Origin of the sequence: Conexibacter woesei Iso977N, from assembly GCF_000424625.1 — a bacterium.
GTDB classification, from domain to species: Bacteria; Actinomycetota; Thermoleophilia; order Solirubrobacterales; family Solirubrobacteraceae; genus Baekduia; species Baekduia woesei_A.
This window is the reverse complement of the sequence record NZ_AUKG01000002.1, coordinates 1,276,559-1,295,959: the sequence shown is the minus strand read 5'-3', so window position 1 is coordinate 1,295,959 and position 19,401 is coordinate 1,276,559. Positions and strand designations below refer to the sequence as shown.

17 protein-coding genes are annotated in these 19,401 nt (G+C 72.6%); 5 read left to right on the top strand and 12 right to left on the bottom strand.

Features of this window, described 5'->3' with window-relative positions; translation table 11 throughout:
- Positions 1-3: 3 nt before the first annotated feature.
- The 9 genes from H030_RS0118560 to rpmI all read right to left on the bottom strand — a co-directional run bounded on the left by H030_RS0118560 (position 4) and on the right by rpmI (position 9,175).
- A complete protein-coding gene (locus H030_RS0118560; protein ID WP_027007208.1) occupies positions 4-1,173 on the bottom strand; it encodes an aspartate aminotransferase family protein in 1,170 nt (389 codons plus the stop codon).
- Complete coding sequence (gene argB, locus H030_RS0118555; protein ID WP_027007207.1) at positions 1,170-2,018, bottom strand: acetylglutamate kinase; 849 nt, start codon at positions 2,016-2,018, stop codon at positions 1,170-1,172. Before argB ends, H030_RS0118560 begins: the two co-directional genes overlap by 4 nt.
- Positions 2,019-2,031: 13 nt before the next feature.
- Complete coding sequence (gene argJ / locus H030_RS0118550) at positions 2,032-3,285, bottom strand: bifunctional glutamate N-acetyltransferase/amino-acid acetyltransferase ArgJ (protein WP_027007206.1); 1,254 nt, start codon at positions 3,283-3,285, stop codon at positions 2,032-2,034.
- A gap of 14 nt (positions 3,286-3,299) precedes the next feature.
- Complete coding sequence (gene argC / locus H030_RS0118545) at positions 3,300-4,352, bottom strand: N-acetyl-gamma-glutamyl-phosphate reductase (RefSeq protein ID WP_081691025.1); 1,053 nt, start codon at positions 4,350-4,352, stop codon at positions 3,300-3,302.
- Complete coding sequence (gene pheT / locus H030_RS0118540) at positions 4,345-6,786, bottom strand: phenylalanine--tRNA ligase subunit beta (RefSeq protein ID WP_027007204.1); 2,442 nt, start codon at positions 6,784-6,786, stop codon at positions 4,345-4,347. Before pheT ends, argC begins: the two co-directional genes overlap by 8 nt.
- A complete protein-coding gene (pheS, locus tag H030_RS0118535; RefSeq protein ID WP_027007203.1) occupies positions 6,783-7,835 on the bottom strand; it encodes a phenylalanine--tRNA ligase subunit alpha in 1,053 nt (350 codons plus the stop codon). The genes pheT and pheS overlap by 4 nt, the downstream gene beginning before the upstream one ends.
- Complete coding sequence (locus tag H030_RS33375) at positions 7,829-8,515, bottom strand: TrmH family RNA methyltransferase (RefSeq protein ID WP_051223091.1); 687 nt, start codon at positions 8,513-8,515, stop codon at positions 7,829-7,831. Before H030_RS33375 ends, pheS begins: the two co-directional genes overlap by 7 nt.
- 88 nt (positions 8,516-8,603) lie before the next feature.
- Positions 8,604-8,975, bottom strand: coding sequence for a 50S ribosomal protein L20 (gene rplT / locus H030_RS0118525; protein ID WP_027007202.1), 372 nt, complete (start codon positions 8,973-8,975; stop codon positions 8,604-8,606).
- On the bottom strand, positions 8,972-9,175 hold the full coding sequence (gene rpmI, locus H030_RS0118520; RefSeq protein WP_027007201.1) for a 50S ribosomal protein L35: 204 nt from the start codon (positions 9,173-9,175) through the stop codon (positions 8,972-8,974). Before rpmI ends, rplT begins: the two co-directional genes overlap by 4 nt.
- A gap of 123 nt (positions 9,176-9,298) precedes the next feature.
- On the opposite strand from rpmI, the gene H030_RS0118515 reads away from it, so the two are divergent.
- Complete coding sequence (locus H030_RS0118515) at positions 9,299-12,289, top strand: helix-turn-helix transcriptional regulator (protein WP_027007200.1); 2,991 nt, start codon at positions 9,299-9,301, stop codon at positions 12,287-12,289.
- A 69-nt stretch (positions 12,290-12,358) separates the two neighbouring features.
- On the opposite strand, the gene infC is transcribed toward H030_RS0118515, so the two are convergent.
- The gene (gene infC, locus H030_RS33370) at positions 12,359-13,141 is read right to left on the bottom strand and encodes a translation initiation factor IF-3 (protein ID WP_051223089.1); all 783 of its coding nucleotides are present in this window, start codon (positions 13,139-13,141) and stop codon (positions 12,359-12,361) included.
- 102 nt (positions 13,142-13,243) lie between these two features.
- Between infC and H030_RS37475 the strand changes: the two genes are divergently transcribed.
- The 3 genes from H030_RS37475 to H030_RS0118495 all read left to right on the top strand — a co-directional run bounded on the left by H030_RS37475 (position 13,244) and on the right by H030_RS0118495 (position 15,605).
- A complete protein-coding gene (locus tag H030_RS37475) occupies positions 13,244-14,362 on the top strand; it encodes a GGDEF domain-containing protein (protein WP_051223087.1) in 1,119 nt (372 codons plus the stop codon).
- Between the two features lie 65 nt (positions 14,363-14,427).
- Positions 14,428-14,757, top strand: coding sequence for a PadR family transcriptional regulator (locus H030_RS0118500; protein WP_035127939.1), 330 nt, complete (start codon positions 14,428-14,430; stop codon positions 14,755-14,757).
- On the top strand, positions 14,754-15,605 hold the full coding sequence (locus H030_RS0118495) for a hypothetical protein (protein ID WP_027007198.1): 852 nt from the start codon (positions 14,754-14,756) through the stop codon (positions 15,603-15,605). Before H030_RS0118500 ends, H030_RS0118495 begins: the two co-directional genes overlap by 4 nt.
- A gap of 10 nt (positions 15,606-15,615) precedes the next feature.
- Here H030_RS0118495 and H030_RS0118490 read toward each other — a convergent pair whose 3' ends face one another.
- Positions 15,616-16,560 carry a hypothetical protein gene (locus tag H030_RS0118490; RefSeq protein WP_155892137.1) on the bottom strand — a complete coding sequence of 315 codons (945 nt, stop codon included), beginning with the start codon at positions 16,558-16,560 and terminating at the stop codon, positions 15,616-15,618.
- A gap of 83 nt (positions 16,561-16,643) precedes the next feature.
- Positions 16,644-18,602, bottom strand: a complete 1,959-nt coding sequence (gene thrS / locus H030_RS33360) for a threonine--tRNA ligase (protein WP_081690925.1) — start codon at positions 18,600-18,602, stop codon at positions 16,644-16,646.
- 208 nt (positions 18,603-18,810) lie between these two features.
- Here thrS and H030_RS40490 point away from each other — a divergent pair, with 208 nt between their 5' ends.
- Positions 18,811-19,374 carry a transglycosylase family protein gene (locus tag H030_RS40490; protein WP_269208534.1) on the top strand — a complete coding sequence of 188 codons (564 nt, stop codon included), beginning with the start codon at positions 18,811-18,813 and terminating at the stop codon, positions 19,372-19,374.
- Positions 19,375-19,401: the final 27 nt, after the last annotated feature.

Sequence of the window (19,401 nt, the reverse complement as noted above, 5' to 3'; positions counted from 1 at the left end):
TGCTCACTTGGGGTCGAGAAGGCGCGCGAGCCGGGCGATGCCCTCGTCCAGCTCGGCGTCGGTGATGGTCAAGGCAGGAAGGATCCGGAGCGTCGTGGGTCCGGTGGCATTCAACACCAGTCGCTCCTCGCTCAGCGCGCGGCCGACCAGCGCGGTCGCGGGCTCGGCGCGGGACGGGTCCAGCTCGACGGCCAGCATGAACCCGCGGCCGCGGACCTCCACGACGCCGGGCAGCTCGGCGAGCTGCTCGCGCAGCTGCGCGCCGCGGTCGCGGACGCGGGTCAACATGGTGGGGTCGCTCACGACGTCGAGCACCGCGAGCCCCGCCGCGCACGGCACCGGCCCGCCGGCGAACGTCGAGCCGTGGTCGCCGGCCTCGAAGCCGGCGGCGAAGCGCTCGTTGGTGATGACCGCGCCGATCGGCAGCCCGCCGCCGAGCGCCTTGGCGACCGTCATCAGATCGGGCACGACGCCGGAGTGCTCGTAGGCCCAGAGCGTCCCGGTCCGGCCGAGGCCGACCTGGACCTCGTCGAAGATCAGCGCCGCGCCGACGCGGTCGCACGCCTCGCGCGCCGCGCGCAGGACGTCGGCATCGAGCTCGTAGACGCCCGACTCGCCCTGGATCGGCTCCAGGATCACCGCCGCGGTGCGCTCGTCGATCGCGGCGGTCAGCGCCTCGGCCGTCGGCGCGACCGCGAAGAAGCCCGGGACCAGCGGCGCGAACGGCGCCTGCTTGGCCTCCTGCGGCGTCGCGCTCAGCGACCCGTAGGTCCGGCCGTGGAAGCCGCGGTGCACCGAGATCACGTCGCCGCCCTGCTTGGCCTTGCGCGCCATCTTGATCGCGGCCTCGTTGGCCTCGGTCCCGGAGTTCGCGAAGTGCACGCGCCCGCCGAGCGACGACTCCGCCAGCCGCCTGGCCAGCAGCGGGCCGGGTCCGGTGTGGAAGAGGTTGCCGACGTGGATCAGCTGCGCGGCCTGGTGGCGGATCGCCTCGACGACGCGCGGGTGGCAGTGGCCGACCGAGTTGACGGCCAGGCCGGTCTGCAGGTCGAGGTACTCAATGCCATCGACATCCCACAGCGCCGACCCCAGGCCCCGGACGAACTCGACCGGCTGCCGCGCGTAGGCCGGGACGAGCCCGGAGTCGTCGAAGGCCCGGACGAACTTGGTCACGACGCCGCCCTGATCTTGGTCCCGATCCCCTCGTCGGTGAACAGCTCCAGCATGATCGAGTGCGGCACGCGGCCGTCGACGATGTGGGCCGCGGTCACGCCGCCGTGGATCGCGTCGACGCAGGCCTGCAGCTTCGGGCGCATCCCGCCCTCGATCTGCCGCAGCCCCTCCTCGACCTCCTCGGCCGACGCCTGCGAGATCCGCGACAGCGGGTTGCTCGGATCCCTCAGCCAGCCGGACACGTCCGTCAGGAAGATCACCTTGTAGGCGCGCAGCGCCCGCGCGACCGCGCCCGCCGCCTCGTCCGCGTTGATGTTGTAGGAGTTGCCCTCGCGGTCGGTGCCGACCGACGCGATCACCGGGATGTAGTCGTTGGCGACGTGCTTGAGGACGTCCACGTTGACACGCGTGATCCGCCCGACGAACCCGACGTCCTCCCCACCCGGCGCGGACGTGCGCTCGCACAGGAACAGGCGCCCGTCGTCGCCCGACAGCCCGATCGAGTACTGCCCGTGGCGGTTCAGCCGCGACACGATGTCCTTGTTGACCTTGCCGATCAACACCATCTTGGCGACCTCGACGGTCTCGGCGCTCGACACGCGCAGCCCGCCGACGAACTCCACCGGGATCGACAGCCGGTTCATGTAGGCCGTGATGTCGGGCCCGCCGCCGTGCACGACGACGGGGTTCATCCCCACGTACTTCAACAACACGACGTCGCGCGCGAAGTCCTCGCGCAGCGCCGGGTCCTCCATCGCCGCGCCGCCGTACTTGATGACCACGGTCCTGCCGTGGAACTCCCGGATGTACGGGAGCGCTTCCAGGAGGGTGCTGACGTCGCGCATGCGGGGTCCCGGCCTAGGTGGTGTACTCGGCGTTGATCTTGATGTACTCGTGGCCGAGGTCGGAGAAGAAGACCTCGGTCTCGAAGCCGTCGCCCGGCAGGCCGATCACGTACTCGACCTCGTCGCGGGCGACGCGCTGGGTCAGGTCGGCCTCGTCGTGCGGGATCGCGTTGCCCGCGACGCAGACCTGGACGTCCTCGATCTCGATGTCGACCGCCAGCGGCGCGGTGTCGGCCAGCGCCGCGCCGACCGCCTGGGCGATCCGGCCCCAGTTGGGGTCGCCGCCGTAGAGCGCGGTCTTGACCAGCGGCGAGTTGCCGATCGCCCGCGCGACGCGCTCGACGCCCGGCCCGTTGCCGCCGCGGACGACGACGCGGCCGACGCGCCGCGCGCCCTCGCCGTCGCGGGCGATGTCGATCGCCAGCTGGCGCAGGAGCGCGTCGAGCGCCTGGCCGAAGATCAGCTCGGCCTCGGACTCGGGCTCGACGACCACGCCGGACGCGCCGCCGCAGAGCAGGATCGCCGTGTCGTTGGTCGAGAGCTGGCCGTCGACCGTGATGCGGTCGAACGAGCGCTTGACGGTCACGCCGAGCAGCAGGTCGGCGGTCTCGGCCGGGACGACCGCGTCGGTCTCGACGAAGCACAACATCGTGGCGAACGAGGGCTGGATCATCCCTGCGCCCTTGGCCTGCGCAGCAAGGCGTACAACTCCGCCCGGCAGCTGCACGTCGATCGTCGCGCGCTTCTCGAACAGGTCGGTCGTCATGATCGCGCGCTGGAAGTCCTGGACGCCGTCGGCGCTGAGCGACTTGCCGGCCTCCAGCAGCCCGCGGACGGTCTTGCTGCCGTCGAGCTGGACGCCGATGACGCCGGTCGAGCAGACCGCGACGCGGTCCTCGGTCGTCCGGGCCATCATCGCGCCGGAGCCCTGCATCCGCGCGGCCTCGTCCATGCCCGGCCGGCCGGTCGCCGCGTTGGCGTTGCCGGAGTTGACCGCGACGGCCTTCAGCGCGTCGAGCCGCGCGCGCTCACGCGTGACCAGGACCGGCGGCGCCGCGGTGCCGGACCGGGTGAAGCGCGCGGCGCTCGTCGTGTCCTCGGCGTCGGAGACGAGAAGTCCGACATCGAGCCCACCGCTCGGCTTGATCCCGGCCGCCGCGCCACCCGCCCGGAACCCGTTGGGCAGCGGCGCACCCTCGACCTCGGTCACCGAGTCCGGGACGTCGACCCAGCGCGAGCGGAAGAACGGGAATGCGGGCCCACCCACCCCACCTGGATCGCTCAAAGCAGCCCCTCCGTCTCATCGAAGCCGAACATCAGGTTCAGGGACTGCAGCGCCTGCGACGAGGTCCCCTTCCACAGGTTGTCGATCGCGCCGAAGGCCAGCACCTTGCCGGTCCGCGGGTCGACCTGCACGTTGATCGAGCAGATGTTGGTCTCGCGCACGTCGCGGACGCCCGGCGGGCGCGTCACGACGTCCACGAACGGCTCGCCCGCGTACGCGTTCTCATACAACTCGACGACATCATCAACGGACGCGTCGTCGCTGACCGTCACGTAGCAGGACACCAGCTCGCCCTGGTCGAGCGGCAGCAGGTGCGGCGTGAACGTGACCTTGAGGTCCTCGCGCGCGCCGAGCGCCACCAGCTCCTGGTCGATCTCCGGCGCGTGGCGGTGGGTGCCGACGCCGTAGGGCGTGACGTTCTCGTCGACCGTCACGAAGTGCGTCCTCTGCGTCGCCGCGCGCCCCGCGCCGCTGACCCCCGACTTGGCGTCGATGATCACGTCGCCCAGCAGCCCCGCCCGCGCCAGCGGCGCCAGCGTCAGGATCGCGGCGGTCGGATAGCAGCCCGGGCCGGCAACGAGCATGGTCTCGGCGATCGCCGAGCGGTACAGCTCCGGCAGCCCGTAGACCGACTCCTCCAACAACTCGGGGTGCGGGTGCCTGACGTAGTACTCCTCGTACACGCTCAGGTCGCGCAGCCGGAAGTCGGCGGACAAGTCAATGACCTTGACTCCGCCCTCCAACAGCTCTGCGACCAGCGGGGCCGACGCGCCGTGCGGGTAGGCGACGATCGCGGCGTCGACCTCGCCCTGGTGCTCGAGGTCGAGGTTCAGCTCCTCCAGGACCAGCGGGACGCGGTGGTGCGGGTACAGCGCGTTGAGCGGCGTGCCCGCGTCCGACCGCGACGTGATCGCCGACAGCCGGAACCTCGGGTGGCGGTCGATCAGCCGCGCGGCGAGCGCGCCCGCGAAGCCGGACGCACCCGCGACCAGCACCCGCGGCCGTTCGAGGTCGTCGTCGAACTCGTCGTTGCCGGCCTGGTCAGCCACGGAGCTCACCTCCCACCTGGGAGGCGAGCGCGTCGACGATCTTGCCGCGCGCGGGCGCGACGTCCTCGTCGGAGAGCGTGCGGTCGGGGGCCTGGAACGTGAGCGCCAGCGCGAGCGACTTGCGCCCCTCGCCGACCTGCGCGCCCCGGTAGACGTCGAAGACGCGCACGCCGCGCAGCAGCTTGCCGCCCGCGCCGCGCACGGCGGCGAGGACGTCGTCGGCCGCGACCGCGTCCTCCACGATCACCGCGAGGTCCTGGCGGACCGGCGGGAACGTCGTCAGGTCCTGGAAGTACGGCACGCCGACGGCGTGGGCGACGACCGCGTCGAGGTCGACCTCGAACGCCGCGACCGTCCCCTCGATCTCCCACTCACGAGCGACGAGCGGGTGGATCTCGCCGACCCAGCCGACGAGCTGCTCGTCCTCGGTGCCCGCGTGCACGAGCACCTCGGCGCTGCGGCCCGGGTGCAGGAACGGCTCGGCCTTCTCGCGCACCGACCAGTCGACGCGCAGCGTGTCGAGCGTCGCGGCGAGCAGGCCCTTGGCGGCGAAGAAGTCCGCCGTCTTCGGCGCGCCCGCGTCACCCCACGACGGCGCGACGAGCCGGCCGGTCAGGACGGCGCCGAGCGCGCGGTGCTCGTGCGGCAGCGTCTCGCCCTCCTGCGCGACGTAGATCGCGCCCTGCTCGATCAGCCTCAGGTCGGCGTTGCCGCGCGCGATGTTGTGGCGCGCGGCGTCCAGCAGCGAGCCGAGCACGGTCGTGCGCAGGACCGAGTGGTCCTCGCTCATCGGGTTCTGCAGGGCCACGAACCTGCGGCGCGGGTCGCCCTCGGGCAGCCGCAGACGGTCGGCGACGCCGCGGTCGGTGAACGACCAGCCCACGATCTCGTAGGCGCCGCGGCCGATCAGCGCGTCGACCGCGCGGCGGCGCAGGCGCTGCTCCAGCGACATCCGCCCCGCGGTGCCGCGCCGCTTGGGCAGCGTCGCCGGGAGCTTGTCGAGGTCGAAGCGACCGACCTCCTCGACGAGGTCGGCCTCGCGCGTGACGTCGTAGCGCCGGAAGCCCGGCACGGTCACGTCGAGCCCGTCATCGGCCGCGGCCACGCCGAAGCCCAGAGCGGTCAGCGTCTCGGTCTGGCGCTCGCGCGAGATCGACAACCCCAACAACCCGGCCACGCGCGCCGCGCGGAGGCGGAGCGTCGCGTCCGGCCACGGCTCCTTGGCGAACGGGCCGACGTCGATCGTCCCGCCGACCAGCTGCGCGCCGGTCAGCTCCAGCATCAGCTTGGTGGCGACGATCTGCGCCTCCATCGCCTGCTCGGGCGCGAGGCCGTCGCCGAAGCGCGACGACGCCTCCGACCGCAGCTGCAGCAGGTTCGACGTGCGGTGGATGTTCGGCCCGATCCAGGTCGCGGCCTCCATCAGGACGCGTGTCGTGTCGTCGCCGACCTCGGAGCGCGCACCGCCCATGACGCCGGCGATCGACGTCGGGCCGTCGGCGTCGTCGATGACCAGCATGTCGCTGTCGAGCGTCCGGGTCTGGCCGTCGAGCGTCTCGACCTGCTCGCCGTCCCTGGCGCGCCGGATCGTCAGCTCGCCGCCGGCGACCTTGTCGAGGTCGAAGGCGTGCAGCGGATGCCCGCTGAGGAGCATCGCGTAGTTGGTGATGTCGACGACGTTGGAGATCGGGCGGATCCCCGCGGCCAGCAGGCGCTGCTTGAGCCAGCGCGGCGACGGGCCGATCGTCACGTTCTCGAACACGCGCGCGGTGAAGCGCGGGCACAGGTCCGGCGCGTCGATCCGGACGTGCGCGCCGGGCACGTAGCCCGCGGAGCCCGGGTCGTCGGCCCACGGCGCCGGCGCCAGCGGCGCGCCGGTCGCGGCGTGGATCTCCCGCGCGAGGCCGTAGACGCCGAGGCAGTCCGGGCGATTCGGCGTGATCTCGAACTCGATCACGTCGTCCATGATCGGCAGCACGTCGACCAGCGGCGTGCCCGCGGTCAGCGCATCGTCGAGGACCATGATCCCGCCCGCGCGGTCCGACGCGAGGCCGACCTCGTCCTCGGACAGGATCATCCCGTTGGACTCGACGCCGCGCAGCTTGGCCTTCTTGAGCCTCGTGCCGTCGGGCAGGACCGAGCCGGGCCGCGCGACCGCGACCGTCTGACCCGCCGCGACGTTCGGCGCGCCGCAGACGATCTGCTGCGGCTCGCCGCCATCGCCGACATCGACGGTGGTGACGTTGAGGCGATCGGCGTCCGGGTGCTTGCCGCACGTCAGGACCTTGCCGACGACCAGCCCGTCCGGCGCCGGGACGCCGAACCTCGTGATCGCCTCGACCTTGGTGCCGGTGAGCGTGAGGCGCTCCTCGAACTCGTCGAGCGTGATGTCCGGCGCGGAGTACTCGCGCAGCCAGCTGTAGGCGGACTTCATCCGAACTGCTCCAGGAAGCGCAGGTCGTTCTCATAGAACAACCGCAGGTCGCTGACGCCGTGCTTGAGGAACGCGATCCGCTCGATGCCCATGCCCCAGGCGAAGCCCTGGACCTTCTCGGGGTCGTAGCGGTCGTCGTTGACGTAGGAGTACACGTTGGGGTCCACCTCACCGGCGCCGAGGATCTCGATCCAACCCTCGCCCTTGCAGAGCGGGCAGCGCGAGCCGTCCCTGAGCCAGCCGGTGCCGTTGCAGTTGAAGCAGGAGACGTCGACCTCGACCGACGGCTCGGTGAACGGGAAGAAGTGGCCGCGCAGGCGCACGTCGCGCTCGTCGCCGAAGATCGCGCGGGAGAACTCCAGCAGCGTGCCCTTGAGGTCGGCGAGCGTGATGTCCTCGTCGACCGCAAGGCCTTCAACCTGGTGGAACTGCGGCGTGTGGGTCGCGTCGTTGTCGCGGCGGTAGACCCGGCCGGGGATCACGACGTACAGCGGCGGCGGGTGCTGCTCCATCGCCCGGACCTGCATCGGCGAGGTGTGCGTGCGTAGCACCGTGTTGGAGTCCACGTAGAACGTGTCGCTGAGCCCGCGCGCCGGGTGCGTCGGGTCGTGGTTGAGCGCGTCGAAGTTGTAGTGGACGGTCTCGACCTCGTTGCCCTCCATGACCGTGAAGCCGAGGCCGACGAAGACGTCCTCGAGCTCGCGCCAGGTCTGGGTGATGAGGTGCAGGCGCCCGACGGGCTGCAGCGGGTCGCCGGGCAGCGTGACGTCCACGCGGTCGGCGGCCAGCTTGGCGTCGAGCTCCGACGCGTCGAGGCGCTCGACGGCGGCGGTCAGCTTCGCCTCCAGCGCCTTGCGCACCTCGTTGGCGCGCTTGCCGACCTGGCCGCGCTCCTGCGGCGGCAGGTCGCCCACGCCGCGCAGCATGTTCGGCAGCTCGGCCTTGCGGCCCAGCAGCCGGACGCGCAGCTCCTCCAGCGCCTCGGTCGAGCCGGCGGCGTCGATCGCCGTCAGCCCCTCGTCGTGGATCTCTTCGATGCGCTCTAGCACGGGGCCTCCGGGTTCGTGACCCTACTCAGCTCATAGGCCGCGAGCGTGGCGGCCATGGCGGCGTTCAACGATTCGTTGCGGATCGGGATGTGGGCGGCGCGGTCGCAGGCTTCGACGACGGACGGCGGCAGCCCTGCGCGCTCGGCGCCGACGACGATGCTGACGTCGCCCCGTGCAGGACCGCTGAGCGGCTCGCCGCGGCGGGCGTCGAGGGCGATCGTGGTGCCGGGCAGCTCGTCGACCGACGTCACGCGCGCGACGGGGACGACGAAGATCGCGCCCATCGACGCCCGGACCGCCTTGGGCCCGTAGGGGTCGGCGGTCTCGGGGCCGAGCGCGACGCACGAGGCGCCGAAGGCGTGTGCGGCGCGCAGGACGGTCCCGACGTTGCCGGGGTCCTTGACGCCCCACAGCGCGAGGACGAGCGGGCCGGCGGGCGCGTCCGCCCAGCGCTCCTCGTAGACGGCCAGCTCACGCGTTCCGGAGCCCAGCCCGGAGACCCTCGCCAGCGCCTCCTCGGTCACGTCGACCCCGGCGACCAGCCGGTGGACGGGGTTCCAACCCGCGCCGTCGGCGGCGGCCAGCAGGTCCTCCCCCTCGGCCACGAAGCGCCCACGGTCCTTCCGGGCGCCGATGCGCCGGATGTCCTTGAGGAGCGGGTTGTGGTGAGAGGTGATCAAGTTGGTGGTGTTGCTCGGGGCAAAAGAAAGGGCGCCGTTCCAAGAGTGGAAGCGGCGCCCTTTGTGAGCTTGGTGTCGGCTGCGTGCGCTAGCTAGCGGCTGCAGTTGCCGACGCCTCACGGGCGGCCTCGGCAAAGCGTCGGAACGTCTCGGGATCGCGCACGGCGATGTCGGCCAGGACCTTGCGGTCCAGGTCGATGCCGGCCAGCTTGAGGCCGTGGATGAACTGGCCGTAGGACAGGCCGTTCAGCCTCGCCGCGGCGTTGATGCGCGTGATCCACAGGCGACGGAAGTCGCGCTTGCGGTTGCGGCGGTCGCGGTACGCGTAGGTGTCGGCCTTGGTCAAGGCCTCCTTCGCGCGCTTGTAGTTCGAGTTCGCCTCGCCGCGGAAGCCCTTGGTCAGCTCAAGGGTCTTGCGGCGCTTCTTCTTGGCGTTGACGGAGCGCTTGACGCGGGTCACTTCTTCTTCGCTCCCAAGAGGGTCTTGACGCGCGGCTGATCGTGATCAGAAAGGACGAAGTCCTTCGAGCGATGCCGCTTGATCTTCGGCGACTTCTTCTCGAGGATGTGGCTCGTGAAGGCGTGGCGAGCCTTGACCTTGCCCTTGGCGGTCAGCTTGAAGCGCTTCTTCGCGCCTGAGTGGGTCTTCATCTTCGGCATGTGCGGAGGCGAGCCAGTGTAGGAAGTCTGTAATTGCCCGCAGAATCGCGGCGACTGGCTCGAGGCCAGTATGGCACCTTGACGCGCGGTTGCGCGGTCTGGACCGACCCGTAGGCTAGCGGAGTGGCCGCCACGACCATCAGCAGCTCCCTGATCGGCCGCGATGCGGAGCTGGCCGCGCTGCTGCAGGCGGTCGTCGCCGCAGACGGCGGACAGCCCGCTCTGGCCTTTGTCGCCGGGGAATCCGGGGTCGGGAAGTCCCGTCTGCTGAGCGAGCTGACGCGCCGCGCGCGGGCTGAGCTGGGCGCGAAGGTGCTGTCGGGCGAGTGCGTGGAGCTGGGCGACGGCGAGCTGCCCTACGCGCCGCTGGTGTCCGCGCTGCGACCGCTCGTCCGGGCCGGCGACCCAGGACTGCTCGAGCTGCCCGCAGCTGCCCGGTTCGAACTCGCTGCGCTGCTGCCGGGGCTGGCCGACGTCGGCGGGCCCGGCGGCCATCCGCAGACCGAGAGCGAGCGGCGCTCGGGCGCGCAGGGACGGCTGTTCGAGGCGCTGCTGGCGGCGTTCGACCGGATGTCGCGCGACGCGCCGGTCGTGCTGATCGTCGAGGACGTCCATTGGGCCGACCGCTCGACGCGCGACTTCCTGTCGTTCCTGGGGCGCAACCTCGCCGACGAGCGCATGCTGGTCGCGCTGTCCTACCGTCCGGACGAGCTGCACCGCCGCCACCCGCTGCGCCCGCTGCTGGCGGTCCTGGAGCGCACGCCGCACGCGCGGCGGATCGAGCTGGGCGGGCTCGACGCCACCGACGTGCGGGCGATGGCGGTCGAGCTGACCGGCGTCGAGCCGCCGGCCGAGCAGGTCGAGCGGCTCGTGCGGCGCTCCGACGGCAACGCGCTGTTCGTCGAGGAGCTGCTGGCCGCCGGGCCGGGACCGCTGCCGCCGTCGCTGGCCGACGCGCTGATGGTCCGGGTCGAGCGGCTGCCCGCGGGTGCCCAGGAGGTCGTCCGGGTGCTGTCGGTCGCCCAGCCCGCGGATCACCCGTTGTTGGAGGGGTTGGACGTCGTGCGCGACGACGCCGCGCTGCGGGCGGCGCTGCGCGACGCGATCGCGGGCCACGTCGTCGCGGTCGACGGCAGCGACCGCTACGTCTTCCGCCACGTGCTGCTGCGCGAGGTGGTCTACGACGACCTGCTGCCGGGCGAGCGCTCGGACCTGCACCTGAGCGTGGCGCGGGCGCTGGAGCGCAAGCTGCCGGGCGACGGCGGGCCGGGCCTGGCCGCCGCGATCGCCCACCACTACCACCGCGCCGGCGACCAGCCGCAGGCGCTGCGCTCCGCGATCCTGGCCGCCGACGCGGCGGCCGCCGCGCACGCCGAGGCCGACGCCGCGCAGTTCCTGGAGCGTGCGCTGGAGCTGTGGGAGCGCGTCGCCGACCCGGTCGCGATCGCGGGGCTGGACCACGTCGACCTGCTGGTCCGGACCTCGCGCGCGCACCGCAACAGCGACGACCAGCGGCGCGCGACGCTGATCAACCACGCGCTGCGCGAGGCGCGCGGGGCCGACGCCGACGACCCGCGCGTCCCGATGCTGCTGCAGCAGCGCGCGATGGCCGAGTGGGGCCTCGGGCGCGGCGAGGCGTCGCGCGCGTCGCTGGACCTCGCGCGGCGGCTGCTGGCCGACGACGCGCCGGTCGCGGAGCGGATCTCGCTGACGATCTCGCGCATGAAGCTCGCGACGCTGCAGTCGCGCTACGCCGAGACGATCGCGCTGGCCGAGGAGATCCTGTCGCAGCTGCCCGAGGGGCGCGACGGCGAGCTGCTCCGGAGCGAGACCTACAACAACTTCGGGCTCGCGCTGATCATGACCGACCGCCACGCCGAGGGCGTCGCGGCGCTGCGCGAGTCCGCCGAGCTGGCGCGGCGCAGCGAGGACTACGTGTTGCTCGGGATCGCCTACGTCAACCTCGCCGACGCGCTGCAGCTGTCCGGGCTGGCCGGCGAGGCGCGGACGGTCACCGAGGAGGGGCTGGCCGAGGTCGACGAGGGCGTGCCGGGCGCGGCGTGGCTGCCGACGATGGCGGCCGAGCTGGCGATCGACCGCGGGGACTACGCCGAGGCCGAGACGCAGCTGCGGCGGACCGGCCGGACGACCGGGAACACGCGCGTCAACGTCGAGCTGCGGCGCGCCGAGCTGGCGCTGTGCCGCGGCGACGACGCGGCGGCGCGCGCGTCGCTGGAGGAGGCCGAGGCGCTGCTCGTGGATTCTTTGGAGCCGCAGTTCGTCGCGGTCGCGGGCGTGCTGCGCGCCGAGCTGGACCGGCGCGGCGGGCATCCGATGGGCGCACGCGAGGCGGTCGAGAGCGCGCTGGAGCGGCTGGAGTTCTGCTCCGACGACACGGTCCGGCTGGGGCGCCTGGCGCTGACCGGGGTCGCCGTCGAGGCCGACATCGCGCAGCGCGCGCGGGACCTCGGCGACGAGCCGGGCGGGACCGACGCGGTGGCGCGGGCGGGCGTGATGCTGTCGCGCGCCGAGGCGGCCGCGGCAGCGGGCCGGCCGCTGGAGACCGCCTACCACGCCGCCGCGCGGGCGCACATGCTGCGGGCGTGCGGCGAGGATCCCGGGCAGGCGTGGATCGTCGCGTCCGAGGCGTGGCGCGTGCTGGGCCGGCGGCTGCAGGCGGCCGACGCGCTGTGGCGCGGCGCCGAGGCGTGCCTGGCGCGCGGGCGGCGCGACGAGGCGGCCATGGCCGCGGGGCGCGCGCTAGGCGAGGCGCGCGAGCTGGGCGCGGAGTGGCTGGTCCGGGAGCTGGAGGGCCTGATCGCGCGGGCGCGGCTGACGGTCGACGCGGCGTCCGCCCCGTCGTCGGACGACGGGGCGGCTCTTGGTGACGGCGCTGCCGCGGAGGACGACGATCCCTTCGGGCTGACGCCGCGGGAACGCCAGGTCCTGGCGCTCGTCGCCCGCGGCGCGACCAACCGCGAGATCGGCGCGGAGCTGTTCATGGCCGAGAAGACGGCCAGCGTCCACGTCTCCCGCATCCTGGCGAAGCTCGACGTGCGCTCCCGCACCGAGGCCGCCGCTGTCGCCCACCGCCTCGGCCTCGTCGCGGACTGAGCGCGGGCATGCCAACGGCGGCACGCCTACGCGAGGCGCGCCGCCGTCCGGCAGATGCTTCGAGGGTTGTTACTCCGCCGCGGGCTCGGCGTCGGGCGCCGGAGCCTCGGCGGTGGCCGCAGCGGTCTCGGCCTCAGGGGCCTCGTCGCCGTCGGCGGCAGTCGTGTCGGCGTCGGTCGGCTCGGCCTCAGGGGCCTCGTCGCCGTCGGCGGCAGTCGTCTCAGCGTCGGTCGTCTCGGGGGCCTCGGCCTCGGCCGGCGTCTCGCCGTCCTCCGCCTTGTCCTCGTCGAGCGTCCCGGCGAGCACGGCCCTGGACGGGCCGAGCATCATCGTCATGTTGCGGCCGTCGAGGTTGGGCCGCTGCTCGATGATCGCGAGCTCCTGCAGCTCCTCGGCCAGACGGTCGAGGATCATGCGCCCGCGCTCCGGGTGCGTCACCTCGCGTCCGCGGAACATGATCGTGATCTTGACCTTGTCCTTGTGCCGCAGGAAGCGCTCGACGTGACCCTTCTTGGTGTCGTAGTCGTGCTGCGCGATCTTCGGCCGGAACTTGATCTCCCGGATGACGATCTGCTGCTGATGCTTCTTCGCCTGCTTGACCTTCTGGGCCTGCTCGTACTTGTACTTCGAGTAGTCCAGGATGCGGACGACGGGCGGGCGCGCCTCGGGCGCGACCTCCACGAGGTCGAGATCGCGGTCCTGCGCCATGCGCAGTGCGGCATCGGTCCTCATGACACCGACCTGCTGGCCATCGTCGCCGATGACGCGCACTTCGGGCACGCGGATGCGCTCGTTGACGCGGGTGGTGTCCCGCTCGGGCGGCCGCCGGTCGAACCTACGCGGAACCGGCACTAGCTGTTCTGGTGGCGCGGCTTCAAGAGCAGGGCGCCAACCGTGTCGTGATGCAAGTCAACGCTGCGAAGTATAGACGGATCGTCCACTTCCGCACCAGCGATGTTCGACGAGCTTCAGGACGGCGGCCTGGAGCCGACCATCCGAGACGTGGAACCGCCGTCCGCACGCGCGCGCCTTCGCGACGCCGTTCGCGAGGCTCCGGACCATCACGAGCTGCTCGACACGCGCCTCGTCGGGCGGCTCGCGGGGTTCCTGTTCTGCTGCGCCGGTGCGATCGCGACGGTGCTCCTGGCGCTCGATCCGCCGACCGGTGTGATCGGCGGCATGGGCTGGATCCCGGCCGCGGTGACCGTGGCGCTGGCGTTCGTCTTCGGCGGTGGGATGGTCGTCAACACGCGCCCGCTGCCGCCGGTGCTGCTGTTCGGCGTCGCGCTGAGCGGGCCGGTGATGCTGGGGCTGCTGCAGTGGCTGTCGGGGCGCGAGAGCGCGTACACGCAGCTGCTGATCCTGAGCATCGTGTGGTGCGGCGTCGTGCTGCCGGCGCGCAAGCTGGCGATCTGCGTCGCCGCCGACACGCTCGTCGTGTTCCTGCCTGTGGCGACCGGCGACTTCACCCGCGAGATGCTGCCCGAGCGGCTGGCCACGTTGGGGATCATGTGGGCGCTGGCGTTCGTCTGCCTCGTCCACGCCACGCGGATGCGCAACGTCCGCCGCTCGCTGAGGGCCGAGGCCGCCTCGGCCGACGAGCTGGCGCGCATCGACGCGCTGACCGGGCTGGGCAACCGCCGCGCGCTGGACGACGAGCTGGTGTCGCGGGTCGCGGCGGCCACGCGCTCCGGCCGTCCCTTGTGCGCCCTGGTCGGCGACGTCGACGGCTTCAAGGGCGTCAACGACCGCTTCGGCCACGGCGAAGGCGACCGGCTGCTGACCGAGATCGCCTTCACGATGCGCGACGTCGTTCGCGCGCCCGACTCCTGCTTCCGCTGGGGCGGCGACGAGTTCGTCGTGCTGCTGTCCGACACGCCGCTGGCCACCGCCGAGGAGATCGCCACCCGCATCACCTCGACGATCGCCGCCCGCTGTGCGACCCCCGACGCCACCGCCCTCGGCGTCACCTTCGGCACCGCCGAGCACATCGCCGGCCAACCGCCGTCCCGCCTGCTGACGATCGCCGACGCGGCGCTGCTGGCAGCGAAGTCCGCCGCCCGCACCGCCTGAGCGCGGCCGCCGCGACCGGCATACGTCGCTTGACGACCGGTCGATGATCGATCTATCGTCGTCGCATGGAGCTGCGCACCCCGAGCTACTTCGCCCTCGCCGCGCTGATCGACGGGCCGCTGCACGGCTACGCGATCATCCAGCGCGCGGCCGAACTGTCCGGCGACACGGTGTCGCTCTCGACCGGGACCCTCTACGCGCTCCTGGACCGCGCGACCGCCGCCGGCCTGGTGACCGCCGGCGAGCCCTACACCCACTCCGGCCGGCCGCGGCGCGACTACACGCTCACCCCGGCCGGCCGTCTCCTCCTCCAGGCCGAGGCCGAGCGCCTCGCGCGTGCCGCCCGCACGGTCAGCCACCGCCTGCGCGCCACGGCGACCGAGGCGACGGCATGACGCGCCGCGACGAGCTCGCGCGGCTGGCGCTGCTCGCCTTCCCGGCAGGGACGCGGGCGCTGCACGGCGAGGAGATGGCCGGGGCGCTGCGCGACGCCACCGCGGGCGCGCCGCGGCGGCGCGTGGCCGCCGAGCTGCTCGGGCTGGTCCACGCCGGGCTCGGGCTCCGGGCCGGCCAGGCGGCGCGGCGGGCACCGGAGCGGCTGGTCGCCGACGGCGTCTGCAGCGCCGGCGTCTGGATCCTCACGCTCGACCTCGCCACGCTGCTCGGCCAGCACGTGCGCGGCGAGCACGACGCGCTGCTGGCCTGGTGGTCGATCGCCGCGCTCGCGCTGACGCTGGCCGTCGCGCTGGTGGGCTTCGACCGGCTCGCTGGCGCCGTGGCGCTGGCCTGGACCGCGAGCCGCGTCCCCGCCCTGCACGGCGACGGCATCGCCACGGGCGAGCTGCTCACGACGGCGGTCCTCCCCGTCCTGGTCTTCACCACCATGGTGGTCCGTCCGCGCCGCCGCGCGACCGACCCGCGCCGGCTCGCCTGGCTGGCGATCCCGCTCGCCCTCGCCGCGATCCTCGGCCCACCGCCGTGGGAGCACGACGCGGTCCTCGTCGCGCTCGTGGCCGTGCTCGCCGTCGCGGTCGCGATCTCCGCACTCGCCGCGGTGGGCAGCGACCCCCGCCTCGCCCTCGCGGGCACGATCACCCTCACCTCGATCATCGCCCGCGACGCGGCGCACCCGGCGGCGCTCACCCCGCCGGCCATCCTGCTCCTCGCCGCGACGCCGGCCCTGCTCACCATCACCGCCCTCCGCGCCCGCACCCTCCGGCGCGAGGGCACCCAGCTCCTCTGAGCCTCCGCCGCTACGGCACGACCACCACGACGGCCCTCGACCGCGCCCGGACGCCGTGAGCGTTCGGACCCCGCGCCTCGAGCCGGCGCCGGACGGCGACAGCCGCCTCGGCGCGCGACAGCGGCACCGTCACCTCGCTGCCCGACGTGCCGGACGACCCGGCATCCGAATCCCCCGAGCCGGAGATCTCGCCAGGGTCGTCATCCCCACCGGAGTCGTCCTCTCCGCCGGGGTCCACGTACGGCCCCTCACCGTCTGCCGATGTCTCGCTCGCGGAGGAATGGTGGTGCGCCGGACGCGACGACTTCGGAGTCGGGCCCCCGCTGGAGCTGGCCGGGACGGCGGGCGAACGAGACGGCCGAGGGTTCGGCATGCTCGAGCTGTTCTCCGAGTGCGTCGTCACCTCGGTCGGCAGACCGACGCACACCGCTGTCACGGTCATCGTGCCCACGACCCTGTGCCCGACGGCGATCACCGCGTGCCAGCGGCCCGCGGCGTCCGGCTTGACCGCGCCGGACACGATCCAGTTCCGCTTCGACGCGCCGACCTTCACGATCGCCACGACCGCCTCCCCGCTCCTCAGCGCCGCGGCGCTGCCGTGCACCGAGATCCGGAAGCCGCCGGCCCCGGTGGGGGTGAAGGTGGTGGTCGCGACCGTCAGGACCAGGGCGTCGCCACCCGGCGCCGGCGTCGGAGCTTGCGTCACCACGCCGCCGGCGGCCTGCTGCGTGCCGCCGCCCCACAGGTGCGGTCCGCCGACCGTGATGATCGCCACGACGAGCGCCGTCACCGCAGGCACGGCGAGGGCCAGCGCCCTCCACCTCGTCCCCTCGCCCCCATCCGGCTCCGTTACGGACGCGCCCGGCGACACCGCGGCGGGCGCGGCGGCGGGACGTTCGTCCTCGGAGCGCGCGTCCTCCCCGGACGAGGCGCGGCTGCGGCGGGCACGTGGCACGCGCGCAGCATGCCCATCGACGCCGCGGCGCGCAAGAGTGCAACGTGCTCAGCGCCGCCGAGTGGCGGCGCCGAGCCTGAGCGTCAGTCGGTCGTCGCCGCCGCGGCGACCGGTGCCTCCAAGGAGCGTGCGTCCGCGACCTCGTCCTGAATCTTCTGGGCGAAGTCGGTGATGGTGAAGGTGCCGATGTCGCCTTCCTTGTGGCGGCGGACGGCCACCGAGCCGGAGTCGACTTCGGCGTCGCCGATGACCAACATGTAGGGCGTCTTCGACAACTCGGCTTCGCGGATCTTGCGGCCGACGGACTCGGTGCGGTCGTCGACCTTGACGCGGACGCCGGCGTCGCGCAGCTGCGCGGCGAACTGATGCGCAGCGTCGTTGTGGCGATCAGCGATCGTCAGCAGAACGGCCTGGGTCGGGGACAGCCAGAGCGGGAACTCGCCGGCGTAGTGCTCGATGAGGATCCCGATGAAGCGCTCGAAGGACCCCAACAACGCGCGGTGGATCATCACCGGGCGGTGCTCGGCGTTGTCGGCGCCGGTGTAGGTCGCGTCCAGGCGCTCGGGCATCTGATAGTCCAGCTGCACGGTGCCCAGCTGCCACGAGCGGCCGAGCGAGTCCCTCATGTGCAGGTCGATCTTCGGCCCGTAGAACGCGCCGTCGCCCGGGTTGATCTCGTAGTCGAGACCCTGCCGCTTGAGCGCGTTCTCCAGCGCCGCCTCGGCGTGGTCCCAGACCTCCTCGGCACCCAGCCGCTTCTCGGGGCGCGTCGAGAGCTCGAGCTTGGGCTCGAAGCCGAACAGCCTGTAGATGTCGAACCCGAAGTCCAGGCAGCCGACGACCTCGTCCTCGATCTGCTCCTCGGTGCAGAAGATGTGGGCGTCGTCCTGCGTGATGTGCCGGACCCGCATCAGCCCGTGCAACGTCCCGGACGGCTCGTGCCGGTGGACGAGCCCCTGCTCGGAGAACCGCATCGGCAGATCGCGGTAAGACCGCCGGACGTCCTTGAACAGCTGGACGTGGCCCGGGCAGTTCATGGGCTTGAGGCCCATCGGCCGGTCCTCGATGTCCGTGAAGTACATGTTGTCGCGGTAGTTCTGCCAGTGGCCGCTGGCCTTGAACAGCTCGACGTCCCACAGGATCGGCGTCTTGACCTCGTCGTAGCCGCGCCTGCGGTTCTCGGACCGCCACAGCTCGGTCAGCTGGTTCCAGATCGCCATCCCCGGCGGCTGCCACAGCGGCATGCCCGGCGCCAGCTCCGAGAACGTGAACAACCCCAGGTCCTTGCCCAGCCGGCGGTGGTCGCGCGCACGCGCCTCCTCCAGCATGTGCAGGTGGGCGTCCAGCTCCTTCTGCTTGAAGAACGCGGTCCCGTAGACGCGGGTCAACATGGTGCGGTTGGAATCGCCGCGCCAGTAGGCGCCCGCCGTCGACTGCAGCTTGAACGCGCCGATCCGCTTCGTGGTCGGCGCGTGCGGCCCGCGGCAGAGGTCGGTGAACGGGCCGTTGGTGTACAGCGACACCGTGTCGACGCCCTCGTTCTTGACGAGGTCCTCGATCAGCTCGACCTTGTAGTCCTGGCCCTCGGCCCGGAAGCGCGCCAGCGCGTCGTCGACCGACACGACCTCTCGCGTGAACGCCTCGTCGGCGGCGACGTGCTCGCGCATCTTGGCCTCGACCTTCTCGAAGTCCGCATCGCTGAACGACACGCCCTCCGGGAACTCGAAGTCGTAGTAGAACCCGTTCTCGATAGCGGGGCCGATCGAGATCTTCACGCCCGGGTAGAGCTCCAGCATCGCGGCCGCGAGCACGTGCGCGGTGTCGTGCCGGATCAGCTCCAGCGCGTCGGCGCCGGACCGGTCGGTGATGATGTCGATGCCCGTGCCCTCGGGCAGCGGAAGCGCGAGGTCCTGCGTTCGCCCGTCGACCTTGATGGCCAGGGCCGCCTTCGCGAGTCCTGGACCGATCGCGGCCGCCGCGTCGGCGCCTGAAGCGCCGTCGGCGAGCTCGAGCTCCTTGCCGTCAGGGAGGGTGACCTTCATGCGTCGCATCCTAGGCCAGAGCGCGCTGCCGACTCGGCAAGTTGGGCGATCTCGCTACGGTGTTGTCGTCGGTCCTGCGCAGGGCGTAGCTGTTTCGCAACATCTCGCGCGCCCCGGGACCGCAACACGAGCACCACAACGACGCGGCCAGGACGCGTGCGCCACCACGGGCGTTCGACGTCGCGCCCGCCAAGGAGGGACCGCACCGATGCGATCTCGCACGCTCACCCGATTCACGCTGGCCGGCACCGCCCTCGCCGTCGCAGCGCCCGCAGGAACCGCCGGCGCCATGAGCGCCCCGCAGCTGCCCGGACAGGGCACCGGCGCCGGCCTGGCGTCGATCATCAGCGTCGCCAAGACCCCGCTGGTCCGGCGCGACGTCCGGCTCGCGCGCACGCTCGCGCACGTGAAGGGCACGAAGCTCAAGCGGTCCTACTCGCACACGATCAGGGCCTGGTCGCTGGCGAAGCTGACCCGTCACCACACGCACCTCAGGCGCGCGCTGCGCCACGCCCGCGCCGCGAAGGCGAAGGCCGCCGCGCCCAACGCCTCCCCCGCGCTGCAGGCGATCGCCGCCTGCGAGTCCGGCGGCAACCCGTCGACCGACACCGGCAACGGCTTCTACGGCAAGTACCAGTTCACCCTTGCCACCTGGCAGGCGGTCGGCGGTTCCGGCAACCCCGCGCAGGCCTCCGAGGGCGAGCAGGACCGCCGCGCGGCGATGTTGTACGCCTCGGCCGGTCCGGGGCAGTGGCCGGTCTGCGGCCGCTGACCGACTCCCGGCGTAAGGTGCGGTGGC

Bases quoted from the DNA above. Each gene is read 5' to 3' on its own strand.
- argB (WP_027007207.1), bottom strand. From the start codon at position 2,018: ATGCGCGACGTCAGCACCCTCCTGGAAGCGCTCCCGTACATCCGGGAG.
- pheT (WP_027007204.1), bottom strand. From the start codon at position 6,786: ATGAAGTCCGCCTACAGCTGGCTGCGCGAGTACTCCGCGCCGGACATC.
- rpmI (WP_027007201.1), bottom strand. From the start codon at position 9,175: ATGCCGAAGATGAAGACCCACTCAGGCGCGAAGAAGCGCTTCAAGCTG.
- H030_RS37475 (WP_051223087.1), top strand. From the start codon at position 13,244: ATGTTCGACGAGCTTCAGGACGGCGGCCTGGAGCCGACCATCCGAGAC.
- H030_RS0118500 (WP_035127939.1), top strand. From the start codon at position 14,428: ATGGAGCTGCGCACCCCGAGCTACTTCGCCCTCGCCGCGCTGATCGAC.
- H030_RS0118495 (WP_027007198.1), top strand. From the start codon at position 14,754: ATGACGCGCCGCGACGAGCTCGCGCGGCTGGCGCTGCTCGCCTTCCCG.
- thrS (WP_081690925.1), bottom strand. From the start codon at position 18,602: ATGAAGGTCACCCTCCCTGACGGCAAGGAGCTCGAGCTCGCCGACGGC.
- H030_RS40490 (WP_269208534.1), top strand. From the start codon at position 18,811: ATGCGATCTCGCACGCTCACCCGATTCACGCTGGCCGGCACCGCCCTC.